This is a genomic window from Burkholderia sp. JPY481 (assembly GCF_038900515.1).
GTDB lineage: Bacteria > Pseudomonadota > Gammaproteobacteria > Burkholderiales > Burkholderiaceae > Paraburkholderia > Paraburkholderia youngii.
Window position 1 is genome coordinate 150,475 of the sequence record NZ_JAYMRT010000015.1, and the last position, 18,174, is coordinate 168,648.

The following is an 18,174-nucleotide window of genomic DNA, read 5'->3' on the forward strand; positions in this document are numbered from 1 at the left end:
CTCCTTCATCGGCTCGGCTTATGCGGCCGCATCACGCGTGCGCACGCGCTCGAACACGGCGGCGATATCGATGTCCTCCAGGTTCAAGCCGAAGCGCTCGCGCAGGCAGTCGGCGAGTTCGGCGGCACTCGCGAGGCGCCGTTCGCTAACGATCTGCCCTTGCGCGTCACGCTCGTTCAACTGATCGTTGAATAGCGCGAGGCGCAGTTCGGGTAGCACGCGGCACGCCAGCAGGTTATTCACGAACTTCGAATCGGGCGACGTCGACGTGTACCAGTTCGAGAGTTCATAGTCGACCCACTCGACCGCGCGCAGATCGACGTGATAGACGCGCGACCAGCTCTCGTTCGGCGCCAGCACCTCGAGATACACGGTGTCGTGCCCCGCGTCGGCGAGACGGAACGTGCCGAGCGGAATTGGTTGCGCAAGGCCGGCGGTCAGGCGCAGCGGCGCGGTCAGCGTCACGCCGCCGAAGCCGACGTCGGCGATCCATTCGTCGCCGTCGATCTCGACGCGCAGCACCATGTGCGTGCGCGGCGAGATCGTGCCGGGCTCGCGGCCCCATACGACGCGCGCAAGCATCGGCGTGACCTTGAAGCCGAGTTGCACCAGCACGTTCGCGAGCAGAATGTTCTGCTCGAAGCAGTAGCCACCGCGCTTTTGGGTCACGAGCTTGCGTTCGATCGCTTCGAGCTCGAGCCTGACCGGCTGGCGTGTCAGCGGGTTCAGGTTCTCGAACGGAATCGCGGCGGGATGGAGCCGGTGAATCGACCGCAGCACGTCGAGCGTGGCGGCGCGCGGGCCCTGATAGCCGATGCGGGCGAAGTAGTTTTCCAGATTGACGGCGTGGGACATCGGCGGAATTCCAGTTGAGTTGCGGGTTCGACGCGATCATAGCGGCTTTCGGCGCTGAATCGACCGCGCTGGGCGAAGCGAAACGCGCCTACATTCCCTTCAACGCCGACGTCGCGATCGACGGCACCGTAATGCCGTGGCTCGACGCGAACTGCACGGCCGAGCTCAGCGTCGACATCAGCGACTGCAACTGCCCCGGCGCCGACTGCGCGATATACGAAGCGCTTTGCGCGGTCTGCGGATTGAGGCCCGATTGCAGCAGCGACGACGGACTCATCTGACCCAGGCTGCCAAGCCCCGACTGCAAGCTCGCATACTGGCTCACTCCCTTGCCGAGCGACGACAGCCCCTGGGTGAACGCTTCCTTGTTGACCGGCGTCGCCGAGGCTCCGCCACTTGCATGATTTGCAAACGCATCGGTGAGCTTCTGCGACAGCGACTGCTGCGTGCTGCCGACCTGCGTCAACTGGCTGACCGACGGCGTGCCGCCGGTGAGGAGCCCCGCCGCCTGCTGCGCCTGGCCGGCCGCACTCGTCATGCCCATCGCCGACGCGAGGCTCGACTGCCCGCTCAGCACCTGCTGGTTCGCGCCCACATAGCTCTGCAGCAGCTGCGACACACCGCCCGACGCCGCCCCGGCACCCGCCGAGCTGTCACCGCCCCCGCCGATACCGAACTGCTTCAGATTCAACTGCGCGTGCGCGGCGCCGCCCAGCAACAGACCGCCACTCGCCAGCAACGAAACCAGAAGAATGCGCTTGCTCATTTCGACTCCTTACATTGACTTTCAGGGTTACTTCGTGCGCTTCGACAACTTGCCCTTTGTCGCGTTCGGTCTGGCTACGTCAATTCGGTTTCGTTACGTTTTCGTTAACACCGAATGACGCGCCAGCGATATTGATGCGAATCGTTCTCATTTGTTTGACTCTCGCAAGTCGCCTGCGTACGATCAGGCCATTTCCTGCTTCGGCATCGGACGAAACAACACCAATAAGGATTTCGATGAAGTTCGCCCAACTCAAGGGACTGCGCGCCGGCGCGCGTCCGGTTTGCGACCCTTCAGCACGTACCGCTGCAATTCATCGTACGCTTTTGCCTTCTATGCGGCGCGTTGCACTGTGTACGGTCTTCGCGTCTGCCTCGTTGACCGGCCACGCGGCGCTGGCCGAAGCCAATCCCGATGCGAACCCGGAAGCGCCCGAAGCCGACCTGAACACTGAGGCGACGCAGACCAAAGAGTCGACCGGCTTCTGGGATCGTCAGCAAATGCTCGGCGACATGGGCGGCCTGCGTCCGTGGCTTGGCAAGTACGGCATGATCTTCACGCTGACCGAGACCAGCGAAGTGCTGGCCAATCTGCGCGGCGGTCTCGCGCGCGGCGCCGACTACGATGGCCTCACCACCGCCACGTTGCAGATGGATACGCAAAAGGCGTTCGGCCTGCAAGGCGGCCTCTTCAACGTCAGCGCGCTGCAGATTCACGGCGCCAACCTGAGCGCGAACAAGCTCGGCACGTTGAATACGGCGAGCGGCATCGAGGCCGACAACGCGACGCGGCTGTGGGAGCTCTGGTATCAGCAGTCGTTCCTGAACAAACGCGTCGACGTGAAGATCGGTCAGCAGAGTCTCGACCAGGAATTCATCACCAGCGCGTATGCGGCGCTTTTCCTCAACACGATGTTCGGCTGGCCCGCGCTGCCCTCATACGATCTGCCGTCGGGCGGTCCCGCCTATCCGCTCGCGGGTCTCGGCGTGCGCGTGCGCGGCCAGATCACCCCTTCGTTGACCGCGCTGGCCGGTGTGTATTCGGGGGACCCGCTCGGCAACAATCCGAACAACATGAGCGGCACGAACTTCAACCTGCATAACGGCGCCTTGTGGATCGGCGAGCTGCAGTACGCGATCAACCAGCCGTCCGAAGGCGAAAGGGTCGACACCGGCGGTGGCGGTCTACCTGGCACCTACAAGCTCGGCGTCTGGTACAACACCAACAAATTCGCCGATCAGCGTTTCGACAATATGGGACTGTCGCTCGCGAATCCTGCGTCGACCGGCATCGCCGCGAATCACAGCGGCAACTACAGCTTCTATGCGGTCGCCGACCAGATGGTGTGGCGCCCCGACCCCGACGAACCACGCAGCCTCGGCGTGTTCGCGCGCGTGATGGGCGCGCCGGGCGATCGCAATCTCGTGCAGGTGGCGGCCAACCTCGGCGTCGTGCTGAAGGCGCCGTTCAAGGGCCGTGACAACGACAGCGCCGGCCTCGCGCTGACCTACATCAAGGTCGGCGGTCACGTGAACGGACTCGACAGGGACTTCCTCGCATTCAACGGCAGCCCGTACGGCGTGCGCACCAGCGAAACCACGCTCGAGGCGACCTACCAATACCAGATCAATCCGTGGTGGCAGGTGCAGGCCGACGCGCAATACACGTTCAACGCCGGCGCGGGCCAGAACCCGAACGACCCGACGCAGCCGCTGCGCAATACGTTCGTCGTCGGCGTGCGGACCAATATCAACTTCTGATGCCGCCCGCCGCGTGCTGAGCGGATCGTCGTCCTTGGTGATGAAGTTGCCGACCGCGTCACGCTCGGCTACCGCAACGACAGATCCTGCACCATCTGCTGCGCCAGATAATCGCAGGTCGGCCGATCCGATTTCGCGCTGCGCGCGACCACGATTTCGAGCGGCGCGATTTTCGGCAGGCCTTGCGCGTCGCCGAGAATCGCGAGCCGCGGCGGCACGCTGCAACGCGTGAGCGCGATCACCGACAAACCGGCATCCACGGTCGCGACGAGTCCCATCAGGCTCGCGCTGCTGAATGCCGCGCGGTAGCGGATGCGCGCGCCATCCAGTGCGGCGAGCGTATGCTGGCGCGCGACGCAGCCTGGCTCGTACAACCCCACCGGCAACGGCGACGCCTTCAACACCGGCGTATCGACCGACGCTCCCACCCACACCATCGGCTCGCTGCGCACGAATTCGCCGCGCAGCTTGCGGTCGCGCGTGACGAATGCGAGGTCGATCTTGTTGTCGGCGAGCATCGGCGCAAGCGCCGTGCTTTGCGCGCAGACGATCTCTATCTCGACACGCGGGTACAGCGTCGCAAATCGCCGCAACACCGGAGACAGCAGCGACGACACGTAGTCGTCCGGCGCGCCGAGCACCACCCGCCCGGTCACCTCGGGCCGCACGATCGCCGACCACGCCTCCTCCTGCAACGCGAGCGCGCGCCGCGCGTATTCGAGCAGCGTATTGCCGGGCCGCGTCAGCGACAGATTGCGCGTGTTGCGCGCGAACAGCGTCGTGCCGAGCATTGTTTCGAGCCGCTTGATCTGCATGCTCACCGCCGCCTGCGAGCGATGCACGCTCGCCGCCGCCTTCGTGAAGCTGCCCGCCTCCACGACCGCGACGAAGCTGCGCAACAGATCGACGTCGAATTCAGGGTTCACGATTTATCAACTGAGCTTATGGAATTGCTCAATTTAATTCGTTTGTGATAAGCCCGCAAGCGGCGCAATACTCGCAGGCATGATCTAACGGAGCCGTTGCGCATGTCCCTCACCTCACGTCAACAAGGCGCGATCACGCTGGCGAGCGGCGGGCTGCTGATGGGCACGATCGGCGTTTTCGTCGAGGAGGCGCGGCTCGATGCGCTGACGCTCGTGTTCTTCCGCTGTCTGTTCGGCTTTCTGTCGCTGGCCGCCTATTGCGCGTGGAAGGGCTTTTTCACGCGCGCGCAGTTCACACGCCGCACGGTCGTGCTCGCGCTGATTTCCGGCGTACTAATGGTCACGCAATGGGTCGGCTTTTTTGACGCGATTCATCGCACCAGCATCGCGGTTGCCACCGTCGTGTTTCATGTGCAGCCGTTCTGGGTCGTGCTGATCGGCGCGGCGCTCTTTAACGAACGGCTAGGCGCGGATCGGCTCGGCTGGATCGCGACCGCGTTCGTCGGGCTCGTGCTCGCGTCGGGGGTCATCGCGGCCGGCAATCTGCAGGGCCACACCAGCTATCTGATCGGTTTGGGCGAAGCGCTGTTCGGCTCGCTGCTCTATGCCAGCGTCACGCTGATCGCGAAAAGCCTCGGCGAAATGCGCCCGCACCTTCTGACGCTCATGCAATGCGCGGTCGGCGTGATCTGCCTGCCGCTGATCGCGCCGCTCATCGCGCCTTTGACGCTCACGCATATCGGGCCGATGCAGTGGTTCTGGCTGATCGGCATGGGCGTGCTGCACACGGGATTGTCGTACGTGCTGATTTACGGCGCGCTGCCGAAGCTCAGCACGCCGGTGATCGCGGTGCTGCTGTTCGTTTATCCGCTGACCGCGATCGTCGTGGATGCGCTCGTGTATGGCCGTGCGCTGTCGCTGTCGCAACTGGCCGGCATGGCGCTGATCGTCGCCGCGAGTCTCGGCGTCAATCTCGGCTGGCCGTTGCTGACGCTGCTGCATCCGGCCGGGCGGGCGCGCAGTCACGCGAAGTAACGCGCGCCGCCCGCCTGGTTCTCACTGCGGCAGCGTCTCGCCCTTCGTCTCCGGCGCGAACGGAATCACGAACAGGCCGAGCACGAACGCCAGTGCGGTCAACGCAATCGGTACGCCGAGGGTCTGCATGTGCAGCACCGCCGCGCCGAGCAGAAAGTTGACGCCCGCGCCGACGAAGCGCCCGAACGACGTGCAGAACGCAAACGCGGTTGCGCGTACGCGGGTTTCGAACTGCTCGGGCAGCCACAGGCTGAACAACGCGAAGTTGCCGCCGAAAAAGCCCAGCACGAACAGCCACGCGATGAACGGCGCGAGCCCGTTCGGCAGATAGAACGCCCAGCCGAAGCTCGCCGCGATCGACACCGCCATCCCCGCGAAGTACACCGCCAACGTCATCTTGCGGCCGATTCGCTCGGCCAGCGGCGGCAACGCAAGACACCCGAGGATCGTGCCGATCGACAGCAGGCCGGTAGCCAGCGACGCCGTGCGCATCGAATCGCCCTTCGACATGCCCGCGCGCGTCGCGAGCTGGATCACCGCGGACGGCTCGTACACGGCGCCTGCCCACAAGCCAATGATGGCGATCGTCAGCAGAATGCACGCGACCCATGTGCGACGCCGGTAAGCCGGCCCCATGATCTCGCGCAGCGGCTTCACGCGCACCGTCTTTGCGTCGGCCTTCTGCCACTTCTCCGGCTCCTTCACGCGCAGCAGAATCAGAATCGCGACGACGACCGGCACCGCGCCGGTCAGGAACATCGCGCGCCAGCCGAAGTGCACGCCGATCGTGTAATTGAGTGCGGCCGCGAGAAAGAAGCCCGCGTAGTAGCCGGTCTGCAGATAACCGGCGCCCATCTTGCGACGATCTTCGGGCCAGGCCTCGGCGACGTAGGTGCCCGCGAGCGCCCATTCCCCGCCGATCCCGACGCCCGCGATGAAGCGAAAAATCCCCAGCTCCCAAACGTTGCTCGCGGTAGCGGACAGTCCGGTGAAAATCGCGAACGTGAAGATCGTCGCGGCGAGCACCTTGGTCCGGCCGAAGCGATCGGCAAGCGGTCCCCAGATGAACGACAGCCCCCAACCGACCAGAAACAGCGCAAACAGGATCGATCCCGCGAGGCCGACATTCGACGGCGTCGCCGCAAAGCCCGAACGCGGCAGCAGCTCGGTCAGCGCGGGCGTGAGCACCAGCGCGTAAATGAACGAGTCCATGCCGTCGAGCGTCCAGCCAGCCCACGCGCCCCAAAACCCTGCGATCTGCGAACGATTGAGTGGTGTGCGCTGACGCGCGACCGCTCGTCGGTCGGTCAATGTATTCATCTTGCTCCTCCAGCCTACGATGGTTGAACGTAACGAAAAACGACGGGCGCGCTTGGGGTTGGATCGACGACGTTGATTGATCGGCGATGTCCTCGTACAACTAATTCAGAGGACGACGCGGGGAAATTGCCGGATTGTGGTTGCGGCCCCGTCCGGGTTTGCCCGCGCTGAAATACGCGTCTTTTCATATATAATATTTGATACTATGACCGACGCAACTGAAGGTTTTCCCCTGGACGCGCCCGTGACCGGCTCGTTTCTTCCGGCCGCGGCACCTCGCGAAAGCACTTCGCACATGATTGCGGAGGCGCTGCGCGCGGCGATCGTCGACGGCACCCTCGCGCCCGGCGCACCATTGCGCCAGGACGCGATCGCCCGGCATTTCTCCGTCAGCGCGATTCCCGTGCGCGAGGCGCTGCGCCAGCTCGAAAGCGAGGGCTGGGCGCGCGCGGCGGTCCACAAAGGCGCGACCGTCGCGCCGCTGTCCGCCAACGAAGCGCGCGAAATCTACGAGATCCGCTCGGCGCTCGAAAGCCTCGCGCTCGGCCTCGCGATTCCGAATCACACCGCCGCGACGCTGCGCGAAGCCGCGCAGTTGTGCAGCGCCGCCGAGCGCGAGGAGGACCCGTCGCTGTACGTGACGCGCAATGCCGCGTTCCATATGTGTCTCTACGCGCCCGCCGGCCGGCCGCAGCTGGAGGACATGATCGGCTTGCTGCACCGGCGCGGCGAACGCTATCTGCGGCTGAAGTTCGGCTTGCCGTCGTACAAGGGCGAGTCCGACAGTGAGCACGCCGCGCTGCTCGAAGCCGTCGAGCGCCGCGATATCGCGACCGCGCAGTCGCTGGTGGTCGCGCATCTGCTCGGCACCGGCGAGCTTCTGCATCGTTTCCTGACCGAGCGCGCGCGCGAAGAAGCGCTCGCGCATCAACCGAAGCCGCGCGGCCGACGCCCGCGCGTCCACAGCGGGAGCTGACCGCACCGATGACCGAGCCGATGAACCACCTCGCCGAAGCCGCCTCATCGCGGTCCACTGCCCGCTCATGGACGACTCGACGCGACGAAAAGAACCGCCGCCTCGCGGCCATCGCGCCGTGGCTCGAAGACGGCGTGCTGCCTACGCACCGCATCGTCGATGCGCTCGAAACGCTGATCCAGCCCGGCGAGCGCGTCGCGCTCGAAGGCGACAACCAGAAACAGGCCGACTTCCTGTCGCGCTCGCTCGCGAAGGTCGATCCGCAGAAGCTGCACGACGTGCATCTGCTGATTTCGAGCATCAGTCGTCCTGAGCACCTGACGCTGTTCGAGCGCGGCATCGCGCACAAGGTCGATTTCTCGTTCGCGGGGCCGCAGAGTCTGCGCGTCGCGCAACTGCTCGAAGACGGCCAGCTGGAAATCGGCGCGATTTATACGTATGTCGAGCTGTACGCGCGCATGTTCGTCGACCTGACGCCGCACGTCGCGCTGCTGTGCGCGGACAAGGCCGACCGTCACGGCAATCTGTACACCGGCCCGAACACCGAGGACACGCCGACCATCGCCGAGGCCGCCGCATTCCGTCACGGCATCGTGATCGTGCAGGTCAACGAGATCGTCGACGAGTTGCCGCGCGTCGACATTCCGGGTTCGTGGGTCGACGTGGTCGTGCGGGCGGACCGGCCGTTCGCGGTCGAGCCGCTGTTCACGCGCGATCCTCGTCATATCGGCGACTTGCAGGTGCTGACCGCGATGATGGTGATACGCGGCATCTACGAACCGTACGGCGTCACGTCGCTCAATCACGGCATCGGTTTCGATACTGCGGCGATCGAATTGCTGCTGCCCACCTACGGCGAATCGCTCGGCCTCAAAGGCAAGATCTGCCGCAACTGGACACTCAATCCACACCCGACGATGATCCCCGCGATCGAATCGGGCTGGGTCGACAGCATCCATTGCTTCGGCAGCGAGGTCGGCATGGAGGCGTATATCGAGGCGCGCCCCGATGTGTTCTTCACCGGCAACGACGGCAGCCTGCGCTCGAACCGCGTGCTGTGTCAGTTGGCCGGCCAATACGGCGTCGATCTGTTCATCGGCTCGACGCTGCAGATCGACGCGGACGCGAATTCGTCGACGGTCACGCGCGGACGGCTCGCCGGTTTCGGCGGGGCGCCGAACATGGGCCACGATCCGCGCGGCCGGCGTCATGCGAGCGAGGCGTGGCTGAAGCTGTTGAAGGGCGACGGCGCGATATCGCGCGGCCAGAAGCTCGTCGTGCAACTCGCGGAAACGTACAAGAAAGGCGGGGAGCCGACCTTCGTCGATGAACTCGACGCAGTCGCCGTCGGCGCGAAAAACGGCATGCCGATCGCACCGGTGATGATCTACGGCGACGACGTGAGCCATGTGGTCACCGAGGAGGGCATCGCGCATCTGCATAAGGCCGAAGGCATCGACGAGCGGCGCGCGGCGATCGCGGCGGTGGCCGGCGTCACGCCGATCGGCCTGCGCGCGAAGCCCGAGAAAACCGCCGAGTTGCGCCGGCGCGGCATCGTCGCGTATCCGGAAGATCTCGGCATCCGGCGCGGCGAAGCGAAGCGTTCGCTGCTCGCGGCGCGCAGCATCGACGATCTGGTCACGTGGTCGGGCGGACTGTACGCGCCGCCCGCGCGCTTCCGGAGCTGGTGACGATGGCGTCCGCTGCTGCTGTTCTCGAACGGTTGGACGCGCCACTTGCTCCAGTCCTGCGCAATGATGCGCGTGACACTTCACCGATCGCGCCGTTTTCCGACGCGCAACTCGCGCGCGACGCGATCACCGCGCTGATCGACGAGGCCGAACTCACGCCGAAACCCGCGCTCGTCGACCGGCGCGGCAGCGGCGCGCATCGTGACCTCGATCTCGCGATCATGCGGCGCTCCGCGCACGCGCTCGAACCTACTTTCGCCGCGCTCGCGCGCACCGCGCGCCGCCGCGGCGAACCGTCTGCGCTGCTGCGCGCCGAACTCGCGCAGATCGGCCGCGCGGGCGAACAGGACATGCTGCAGGCGACCGGCGGCAGCAATGCGCATCGCGGCGCAATCTGGATCATCGGACTGCTCGTTGCGGGCGTCGCGCTCGAAACGTCTTCGAGTGCCTCGATGCGTACACACGGAGCCGGCGCGCCGAGCCCTCTGGATACCTCGCGCGTCTGCACTTTGGCCGCGCAGATCGCCTGCTTCCCGGACCGCTTCGCCGCTTCGTCCGATAGCCACGGCGAACGCGCGCGTCGACGCTATCAGGTCGGCGGCGCGCGGCGCGAAGCGCAGGACGGCTTCCCCCACGCGCTCGACGTCGGCCTGCCCGCGTTACGCGCGGCGCGCGCACGCGGCCTCGACGAAAACACCGCTCGGATCGACGCCTTGCTCGCGATCATGAGCACGCTCGACGACACCTGCCTGCTGCATCGCGCGGGCCTCGCCGGCTTGCATGCGGGGCAGCGCGGCGCACGACGCGTGCTCGGCGCGGGCGGCAGTTCGACAGCCGCGGGCCGCGTCGCACTCGACGCGCTCGAACGCGAACTGCTGGCGTTGAACGCATCGCCTGGCGGCGCGGCCGATCTGCTCGCCGCCACCCTCTTTCTCGACATGCTGGCGCATCGCGACGCCAGCCGGAGCTGAGCCTCATGGAACATCTGACCTTCGACTATCCGGCGCAACGCGCCGTCACGACCCGCGCGCACGTCGGCGTGGTCGGCTCGGGCGATCTGGAAGTGCTGCTGTCGCCCGCCGCCGATGCAGGCGGCTCGGCGCTTGCTGCGCACGTGGTCGTGCGCACCAGCGTCGACGGCTACAGCCACATCTGGAAGAGCGTGCTCGACCGCTTCTTTACGCGCTACGACGGCGCCGCGAACATCGAGATCAACGACTTCGGCGCGACGCCGGGCGTGGTCGCGCTGCGCCTCGCGGAGGCGGTCGAAGCGGCCGAGGAAGGAGACAGCGTATGAGCACGAGCGCTAGCATTCACCGTGCCCCGCTGCTGCACGAGAGCTTCATCGAACTGCCCGCGCGCGAGCGCGCCCGTTCGCTGCTCGACGCGGGCAGCTTCCGCGAACTGCTCGGACCGTTCGACCGCATCGCGTCGCCATGGCTGCCCATGCAGGGCATCGTCTGCCAGGCCGACGACGGCTGTGTGATCGCGCGCGGCACGATCGACGGCGAACCGGCCGTGGTCGCGGCGATCGAATCGGCGTTCCAGGGCGGCAGCATCGGCGAAGTGTCGGGCAGCAAGATCGCCGCGGCGCTGGAGATGGCGCGGCGCGACTGCGCGCGCGGCAAGCTCGTGCGCCCGGTCGTACTGTTCGAGACCGGCGGCGTGCGGTTGCAGGAAGCGAACCTCGGGCTCGCAGTCATCGCCGAGATTCAGGCGGCGATCGTCGCGCTGCGCCGGCACGTGCCGGTGGTCGGCGTGATCGCGGGGATGGTCGGCTGCTTCGGCGGCATGTCGCTCGCGGCCGCGCTGTGCTCGTATCTGATCGTGACGAAGCAGGGACGGCTCGGCATGAACGGACCCGAAGTGATCGAGCAGGAAGCCGGTATCGAAGAACTTGATGCGAGCGATCGCCGCCGCGTGTGGCAACTGATCGGCGGCGAGCAGCGCGTCGCGAGCGCGCTCGCCGATACCCTCGTCGACGACGATGCCGACGCGGTGCGCGCCGCCGTGCTCGCCGCGTTCGCGCAGGGCGTGCCGGCCGCGCATCGCAGCGAGCAGGTCGACACCTTCCTGCAGCGGCTCGCGCGGATCGATCCGGCGAGCGTCACGCCCGAGACAATGCGTGATGCGTACAACCCGCAGGCGGGCGATATATCGAACAAGGAGCAGCCATGAGCGACACGACACTCACGCGCGGCGCGCGCTGGTTCAACGCACTGGCCGGCGAATCGTCGAGTGCGGCGCCCGTCTGGAGCGGCGATGCGCCGCTCGGCGGCGACACTGCGCGCTTCATCGCGGTCGTGCCCGATGCCGCGAACCGCTTTCCGCGCGCGACCAGCAACGTGGTCGGGCTCGAACAAGGCTGGCAACTCGCGCGCGCGGTGCGCGAAGTCATGGACGCCGATCGAGGCGCCGGCACGCGCCGCCCGATCGTCGCGATCGTCGACGTGAAAAGCCAGGCGTATGGCTATCGCGAGGAAATGCTCGGCATCCACCTCGCCTGCGCGGCCGCCGTCGACGCCTACGCGAGCGCACGCGACGCCGGGCATCCGGTGATCGCGCTGATCGTCGGTCCGGCGATGTCGGGCGCGTTCCTCGCGCACGGCTATCAGGCGAACCGCATCGTCGCGCTCGATGTGCCCGGCACGATGGTCCATGCGATGGGCAAGGAAGCGGCCGCGCGCGTCACGCGCCGCACTGTCGAAGAACTCGACGAACTCGGCGAGACGATCGTGCCGATGTCGTATTCGATGGCGTCGTTCGGGAAGCTGGGGCTGCTCGATCAGCTGATCGACGGCGTCGACGCCGATGCGCCCGACGCGGCGCAGATCGAGCGCGTGCGCACTGTGCTGGTCGAACAGATCCGCAGCGCGCGCGACGGCGATCGGACGCTCGCGCGTCGGCTGGAATCGGCGGCGGCGCGGCAGACTCGCGCGGCGTCGATCGAGGTGCGGCGGCGCCTTGCCGAACAGTGGGACGCCGTCTGATGCGCGTGTGCGCGGCTGCGCCCTTCCCGACCGCTTGCGCGGCGTCGTGCGACCCGCGCTGGCGGCCGCATGATCTGCTGCGCTTGCGACGGCTCGATGCGCTCGATGACGAACCGGCGTGGCTTCGCGAAGCATTCGAACGCGCACCGTACGCGGTCGTCCGACGCGCGCGCGCCGCCGAAGGTTTCGTCGCGATCGGCGTGCGCGGCGCGGAGCGAGCGCAGCGTTACGGCACGTGGGCGCATGCGGACGATATCGTCGGCGCCGTATCGCCGGAGTCCCTGGCGCAGGCGCGACCTGATCCCGGACGTGATGCATTGCCTTCTTTCGTTGCGCTGAATTCGTTGCAACGTGACCGGAGCGGTCCGCTTTCTGGATTCGTTTGGGGTCCTTCTGGCAGCACGGGATTCGAACTCGCGACGCACGTTCCCGCCGTTAGCGAAGCCAGCGATCTCGATCTGTTGATCCGTGTGCCCGAACCATTGGCGATGAATGTCGCGGGTGCTTTGCTGGAGCAACTGCAAACGCTCTCAGCGCGTCTTGGTGTACGCATCGATGCACAACTCGAAACGCCCGCCGGCGGCGTCGCGCTCGCGGAGTGGGCTGCGGGCAAGGCGCGCGTGCTGGTCCGCCATGCGAGCGGTCCCCGCTTGATCGCCAATCCGTGGGCCGATGTTGCGCAGGATGGCGCCATCTGATGCTCGCGCTTATCTTCCCCGGGCAGGGTGCGCAAAGCGAAGGCTTTCTGAATCGACTGCCGCGGCCTCGCGCGGTACAGGACACGTTCGCTGAAGCATCGGACACGCTCGGCATCGACGTACTGACGCTCGACTCACTCGACGCTCTGGATTCGACCGTCGCCGTGCAACTGGGCCTGACGATCGCGGGCGTCGCGATCACACGCGCGCTCGCCGATGAAGGATTGGTGGCGCAAATCAGCGCGGGGCTGTCGGTCGGCGCTTATCCGGCAGCGGTCAGTAGCGGCGCGGTGCCGTTTCGCGATGCCTTGATGATGGTGCGGCGGCGCGCCGAACTGATGGAAACCGCTTACCCGTCGGGCTATGGTCTGGCGGCCGTATCCGGCTTGAACGAGCAGCAGGTGGAAACGCTCGTCGCGCAGCAGGCGCAAGAGCTGCGGCAACGCGTGTATATCGGCAACGTCAATGCGCCGCGCCAGATCGTGATGGCCGGCGCAAACGATGCGCTCGATATGTTCATCGAACGCGCACTTGCGGCCGGCGCGCGCAAGGCCACCCGGCTCGCGGTCAGCGTGCCCTCGCATTGCGACTTGCTCGCGCATGCGAGCGACGAACTGCTCGCGTACTCGCGCGAGCTGCGTTTTGAAAGACCGCGCGGCATCTATATCGGCAATCGCGGTGGACGGCCGTTGTATACGGCCGACGCGATCCGCGAAGACCTTGCGACGAACATGCGCTACACCGTGCGCTGGTTCGATGCGCTCACCGTGATGCAGGAAATGGGCGCGCACGTGCTGGTCGAGGCGCCGCCAGGGCAAGTGTTGACGGATATCGTGAGCGAGCATTTTTCGGAGACCAGCGCGCTGGCTGCCAGTGCATTGCCGTTCGACAGACTGGTCGGGACCGTGCGCAGGCGCCTCGAGCGTGGCTAAGGCGGCTGCTCATCAACCTTCCGGTCGACTCGTGAATGTGTCGGCCGCTGAACAACACAAGATTCGCCCCGCTGTCTGCCCGAACGCAACGCCGCCGCGCGTGAATCCATATTTCCGCCCGGATATTTCATTTGCATACGTTGCAGAGCCCATTTAGACCCGGCGGGACGGGTCTGGACCGCATCAACGGGCGCAGAGGGCGCAAAACCATCACAATAAGGCGCGAAACGTGGAGATTCCTGGCCAATTGCGGAGGGACCAACTGCTATCCTTGAAAGAAGTCGACCCGTTCTCGAGCGCACTCCCATGCGCGCGCACTCGGAAAGAGGGATCCATGAGTTGTCCCGCACTATCGCGGCATTTTTTTCTCCGTGGTTCCCTTGCCGGTTTGCCTGCGACACATGTCGCGTGCACCGCCCTCGAACGATAGTTCGGCTACACAAAGCTTTACACAAAATCTGAACCGCAACGCGGTTGGAGCAGCAGGTCTCAGCAAACGCGGTCCATCGGGATTCAAATTCAGACTGATCAACTTCCCGCGAATTTTTCGAGCTGATGTCACACATGTAGCAACAGCCGGCAGTCTGGAAACGAGTTGCGCAGAACTCCGCTTTCGCACCGATATGAGGGAGATATGCATAGACCCATCGACACTGAAACGATTCCGAGCAATGAATTGCAGCAGGTCAGGATGACTTATGCCAAGCTTTGCCAGGACTACCTTGCACATCGCGCCGATGGTGAATACCGGGACTATGTGCAATCGGTTATTGCCAACGACGCCAGTCTCGATCGCCATGTGCGCGCGTTCGAAATTTATGCACCGTATGTCAAGCGTGGAATGAAAGTGCTCGACTGGGGATGCCGTCACGCCCCAGATTCGTGCATGCTTCGTACGCTTTACCGGGACATCGAGATATATGGCTGCGACCTATGCAACGATGGACAATTCGCGGAATTCCATCAGTACGCCGGATTATCTTTCGCAGCGCTCGATCATGAATTTCTGCTGCCGTACGAAGACAATCAATTCGATGTAGTGATTGGAAGCGGTGTACTCGAGCACGTGGCTCGCGAACAAAAGAGCATCGATGAGCTATGGCGCGTGCTGAAAGACAACGGTTTGCTGATAATCACATTTTTGCCTAACCGTTTATCGGCAACTGAAAACGCCTGCAGAGTGATGAAGAAGTACACGGGCCATAACCGGCTGTACAGTCTCAGCGACGCGAAGCGCCTGTTCCTCAGGTCGGGATTCGTACTGGAAGAATGCGGCTATCATCAGGTCTTTCCAACGTTCGCAAAAGGCATAAAGGGCGGCGGAGCGCTCAATGCACTGGCCAATATCGGCATGAAGCTGAACCGGCCTTTCGAGCGCATACCAATCGTGAATGCAGTCTCAGCGAATCTGTTTTTCATTCTCCGCCGCGTTCATGAGATGTAGCGGTAGGCCGCCAAGGCGGCCTACCCCGCCGGATCATTGCGCAAGGCCGCGCCGCCCTCCTGTTGCGAAGTCACGAATCCTCTCAATGCGGGGGTGAGTCGGAAGACGAGCTTCTCCAGTTCCACCACGAGGAAGAACAGGACGCCACCAGCAAAGAGCCACCCCCACGCCGACAACGGCAAAGCCTCGGTGTGGAAAACGGCCTGGAACGGGAACGTATAGGTGAACAGAAGCTGCAACACCACGACCCCGGCTATCCCGTACCACAGATGGCGATTGCCCATATGCGCGCGCACGGTCAGTGACGAATCGAGCAGATAGCGGATGTTGAGCAGATAGAACACCTGGCCCAGCGTAATCGCGTTGACCGCGGCCGTGCGCGCCAGATCATCCGACGCGCCGTGCGACTTCATCCAGAAGAAGGTCGATAGCGTATAGAGCACGAGCGCAGCGCCGACGAACAGGATGCGCCAGATGCCGAAACGCGTGACGATCGGCCGGTCGATTGCGCGCGGCGAGCGGCGCATCACGTCGGCCTCGTGCGGCTCGAACGAGATGGTTAGGCCGAGCGCGACCGAAGTCACCATGTTGACCCACAGGATCTGCGGCGCCGTGATCGGCAGCGTGAAGGCAAACAGGATTGCCACCGCGATCACCGCGCCTTGCGCGATGTTGGTCGGCAGCATGAACAGCATCGCCTTCTCGATGTTGTTGTAGACCGTGCGCCCCTCCTTCACCGCCGCGGAAATCGACGCGAAATTGTCGTCGGCGAGGATCATCCCCGCCGCCTCTTTCGTCACCTCGGTACCCTTGATCCCCATCGCGACGCCGATGTCTGCCTTCTTCAGCGCGGGCGCGTCGTTGACGCCGTCGCCCGTCATCGCGACGATCTGCCGATTCGCCTGGATCGCCTTGACGAGCCGCAGCTTGTGCTCGGGACTCGCGCGCGCGAACACGTCGACGCTGCGCACGCATTCCTGCAGCGCCGCGTCGTTCATCGCCTCGATCTCGGTGCCCGACACCGCAGTCTTGCCGTCGCCGATGCCCAGCATTCTTGCGATTGCCGCCGCCGTGATCTTGTGGTCGCCCGTGATCATCGTCACGCGGATGCCCCCGCCTTGGCATTCGCGCACGGCCTCGATCGCCTCTTTGCGCGGCGGGTCCATCAGGCCCACGAGGCCGAGCAATACGAGGGTGCGCGGCAGGTCCTGCGGCCCGAGCGTCCCTGTGCGCAGGCCCGGGTCCGGCAGCCACGCGAGCCCGAGCACGCGCTCGCCTTGCGCGGCGAGCCGGTCGCCCTCTCTTGCGAAATGCTCGCGATCGAGCGGCATCGGCCCTTGCGCCGTCTGCTGCCGGTCGCAATGATCGATGATCACCTCCGGCGCGCCTTTGACCAGCAGCATCTCGCCGTCGGCCGAGCGGTTCAGCGTCGCCATGAACTTGTGCTCGGACTCGAAGGGAATCACGTTGACCCTCGGCGCGGCCGCGGTCTCGGCCGCACGGTCCATCCCCAGCTTGGAGGCGAACGGATAGAGCGCGCCCTCGGTCGGGTCACCCTCCACTTTCCATTTCCCTTCTTCCTCGAAAAGCTCCGCGTCGTTGCACAACAGCGACACGCGGCCCATCAGCTTCAGCACGTCCGGCGCGGCGCCGAGCGGCTTGCCATCGGCGCTGACCTGTCCTTCGCTGGCGTAGCCGTCGCCGGTGACGGAATAGCCCGCTTCCGCCGTCACGGCGGAGGTCACCATCATCTCCATCAGGGTCAGCGTGCCCGTCTTGTCCGAGCAGATGCGCGACACGGCGCCCAGTGTTTCGACCGCCGGCAGGCGGCGAATAATGGCGTTGCGCTGCGCCATCCGCTGCACGCCGATGGCGAGCGTGATGGTGATCAGCGCCGGCAGGCCTTCCGGGATCACCGACACCGCAATCCCCACGATGGCCTGGAACAGCTCGACGAACGTCATGTGTCCGAGCCAATGCCCATAGGAGAACAGCAGCACGCTGACAACGGCGATCACTGCCGTGATCACATAGCCGAATTTCTTGATCTGGCGCAGCAGCGGCGTCTCGAGCGCGCTGACTTCGGCGAGCATCTGGTTGATCCGGCCGAGCTCCGTCTGGCTGCCGGTCGTCACCACGACGCCGGTTGCCCGGCCCGACAGGACCATCGTGCCGCAGAACGCCATGTTCTCGCGGTCGCCGACCGTCGCTTTGGCCGGCACCGGCGCGGTGCTCTTCTCGGCCGGGAGGGATTCGCCCGTGAGAGCCGCTTCTTCCGTGTGCAGATTCCTCGCGTCGACGAGACGCATGTCCGCCGGGATTTTGTCGCCCGATTCCAGTAGCACGATGTCGCCAGGAACAAGTTCATCGGCGGGGATCAAGCGAACCGCTCCACCACGCATCACACGCGCCTCGGCGGACAGCATGTTGCGAATCGAATCGAGCGCCTTCTCGGCGCGTCCTTCCTGAATGAAGCCGAGCAGCGAGTTGAGAATCACGACGGCCAGAATGACCGTGCCATCGAGCCACAGGCCCATCATGAACTTGATGAAACCGGCCACCAGCAGCACGTAGATCAGGATATTGTGGAACTGCATCAGGAAGCGTACGACCGGCCCTCTCTTCTTGCCCTGCGGCAGGCGGTTCGGCCCATAGGTGGCGAGCCGCCCGGCCGCTTCCGCGGCATCCAGGCCCTGCGCGGGATCGACGTTGAACTGCCGTTCGATGTCACCGGCCGGCATCGCATGCCACGGCGTCGCACTCTCAACTGAGCTCATCCTC

The 18,174-nt window shown here is 65.1% G+C and carries 16 protein-coding genes; 11 read left to right on the forward strand and 5 right to left on the reverse strand.

What is annotated here, in order from left to right; genetic code table 11:
* Nucleotides 1–18 precede the first annotated feature (18 nt).
* Both VSR82_RS29490 and VSR82_RS29495 read right to left on the reverse strand, forming a co-directional pair.
* Nucleotides 19–855 (reverse strand): arylamine N-acetyltransferase family protein, encoded by an 837-nt coding sequence (locus VSR82_RS29490; RefSeq protein WP_429457511.1) that lies wholly within the window; start codon nucleotides 853–855, stop codon nucleotides 19–21.
* A gap of 88 nt (nucleotides 856–943) precedes the next feature.
* Nucleotides 944–1,621: a hypothetical protein gene (locus VSR82_RS29495; protein WP_429457509.1), complete on the reverse strand. Its 678-nt coding sequence runs from the start codon at nucleotides 1,619–1,621 to the stop codon at nucleotides 944–946.
* A 236-nt stretch (nucleotides 1,622–1,857) separates the two neighbouring features.
* Here VSR82_RS29495 and VSR82_RS29500 point away from each other — a divergent pair, with 236 nt between their 5' ends.
* Nucleotides 1,858–3,381, forward strand: coding sequence for a carbohydrate porin (locus tag VSR82_RS29500; RefSeq protein ID WP_429457507.1), 1,524 nt, complete (start codon nucleotides 1,858–1,860; stop codon nucleotides 3,379–3,381).
* Nucleotides 3,382–3,449: 68 nt separating this feature from the next.
* Here the strand turns inward: VSR82_RS29500 and VSR82_RS29505 are convergent, their stop codons facing one another.
* Nucleotides 3,450–4,307 (reverse strand): LysR family transcriptional regulator, encoded by an 858-nt coding sequence (locus VSR82_RS29505; RefSeq protein WP_176368242.1) that lies wholly within the window; start codon nucleotides 4,305–4,307, stop codon nucleotides 3,450–3,452.
* 102 nt (nucleotides 4,308–4,409) lie between these two features.
* Between VSR82_RS29505 and VSR82_RS29510 the strand changes: the two genes are divergently transcribed.
* Nucleotides 4,410–5,342: a DMT family transporter gene (locus VSR82_RS29510; RefSeq protein ID WP_368585290.1), complete on the forward strand. Its 933-nt coding sequence runs from the start codon at nucleotides 4,410–4,412 to the stop codon at nucleotides 5,340–5,342.
* Between the two features lie 21 nt (nucleotides 5,343–5,363).
* Here VSR82_RS29510 and VSR82_RS29515 read toward each other — a convergent pair whose 3' ends face one another.
* Nucleotides 5,364–6,662 (reverse strand): MFS transporter, encoded by a 1,299-nt coding sequence (locus tag VSR82_RS29515; RefSeq protein WP_410849957.1) that lies wholly within the window; start codon nucleotides 6,660–6,662, stop codon nucleotides 5,364–5,366.
* A 205-nt stretch (nucleotides 6,663–6,867) separates the two neighbouring features.
* On the opposite strand from VSR82_RS29515, the gene VSR82_RS29520 reads away from it, so the two are divergent.
* From VSR82_RS29520 to VSR82_RS29560, 9 genes are all read left to right on the forward strand, one after another.
* Nucleotides 6,868–7,638, forward strand: coding sequence for a GntR family transcriptional regulator (locus tag VSR82_RS29520; protein WP_498858293.1), 771 nt, complete (start codon nucleotides 6,868–6,870; stop codon nucleotides 7,636–7,638).
* 20 nt (nucleotides 7,639–7,658) lie between these two features.
* Nucleotides 7,659–9,329, forward strand: a complete 1,671-nt coding sequence (gene mdcA / locus VSR82_RS29525; protein WP_498858294.1) for a malonate decarboxylase subunit alpha — start codon at nucleotides 7,659–7,661, stop codon at nucleotides 9,327–9,329.
* Nucleotides 9,330–9,331: 2 nt separating this feature from the next.
* Nucleotides 9,332–10,300 carry a triphosphoribosyl-dephospho-CoA synthase gene (locus VSR82_RS29530; RefSeq protein ID WP_429457504.1) on the forward strand — a complete coding sequence of 323 codons (969 nt, stop codon included), beginning with the start codon at nucleotides 9,332–9,334 and terminating at the stop codon, nucleotides 10,298–10,300.
* 5 nt (nucleotides 10,301–10,305) lie between these two features.
* A complete protein-coding gene (locus VSR82_RS29535) occupies nucleotides 10,306–10,626 on the forward strand; it encodes a malonate decarboxylase subunit delta (protein ID WP_176123180.1) in 321 nt (106 codons plus the stop codon).
* Nucleotides 10,623–11,507, forward strand: a complete 885-nt coding sequence (locus VSR82_RS29540) for a biotin-independent malonate decarboxylase subunit beta (protein WP_410849958.1) — start codon at nucleotides 10,623–10,625, stop codon at nucleotides 11,505–11,507. The genes VSR82_RS29535 and VSR82_RS29540 overlap by 4 nt, the downstream gene beginning before the upstream one ends.
* Nucleotides 11,504–12,319, forward strand: coding sequence for a biotin-independent malonate decarboxylase subunit gamma (gene mdcE, locus VSR82_RS29545; RefSeq protein ID WP_429457502.1), 816 nt, complete (start codon nucleotides 11,504–11,506; stop codon nucleotides 12,317–12,319). The genes VSR82_RS29540 and mdcE overlap by 4 nt, the downstream gene beginning before the upstream one ends.
* The gene (locus tag VSR82_RS29550; protein WP_429457500.1) at nucleotides 12,319–13,017 is read left to right on the forward strand and encodes a malonate decarboxylase holo-ACP synthase; all 699 of its coding nucleotides are present in this window, start codon (nucleotides 12,319–12,321) and stop codon (nucleotides 13,015–13,017) included. The genes mdcE and VSR82_RS29550 overlap by 1 nt, the downstream gene beginning before the upstream one ends.
* Entirely contained in the window at nucleotides 13,017–13,949 is a 933-nt protein-coding gene (mdcH, locus tag VSR82_RS29555; protein WP_429457498.1) for a malonate decarboxylase subunit epsilon, read from the forward strand. Before VSR82_RS29550 ends, mdcH begins: the two co-directional genes overlap by 1 nt.
* Before the next feature lie 634 nt (nucleotides 13,950–14,583).
* The gene (locus tag VSR82_RS29560) at nucleotides 14,584–15,393 is read left to right on the forward strand and encodes a class I SAM-dependent methyltransferase (RefSeq protein ID WP_429457496.1); all 810 of its coding nucleotides are present in this window, start codon (nucleotides 14,584–14,586) and stop codon (nucleotides 15,391–15,393) included.
* A gap of 20 nt (nucleotides 15,394–15,413) precedes the next feature.
* Here VSR82_RS29560 and VSR82_RS29565 read toward each other — a convergent pair whose 3' ends face one another.
* Nucleotides 15,414–18,170 (reverse strand): HAD-IC family P-type ATPase, encoded by a 2,757-nt coding sequence (locus VSR82_RS29565; protein ID WP_498858295.1) that lies wholly within the window; start codon nucleotides 18,168–18,170, stop codon nucleotides 15,414–15,416.
* Nucleotides 18,171–18,174: the final 4 nt, after the last annotated feature.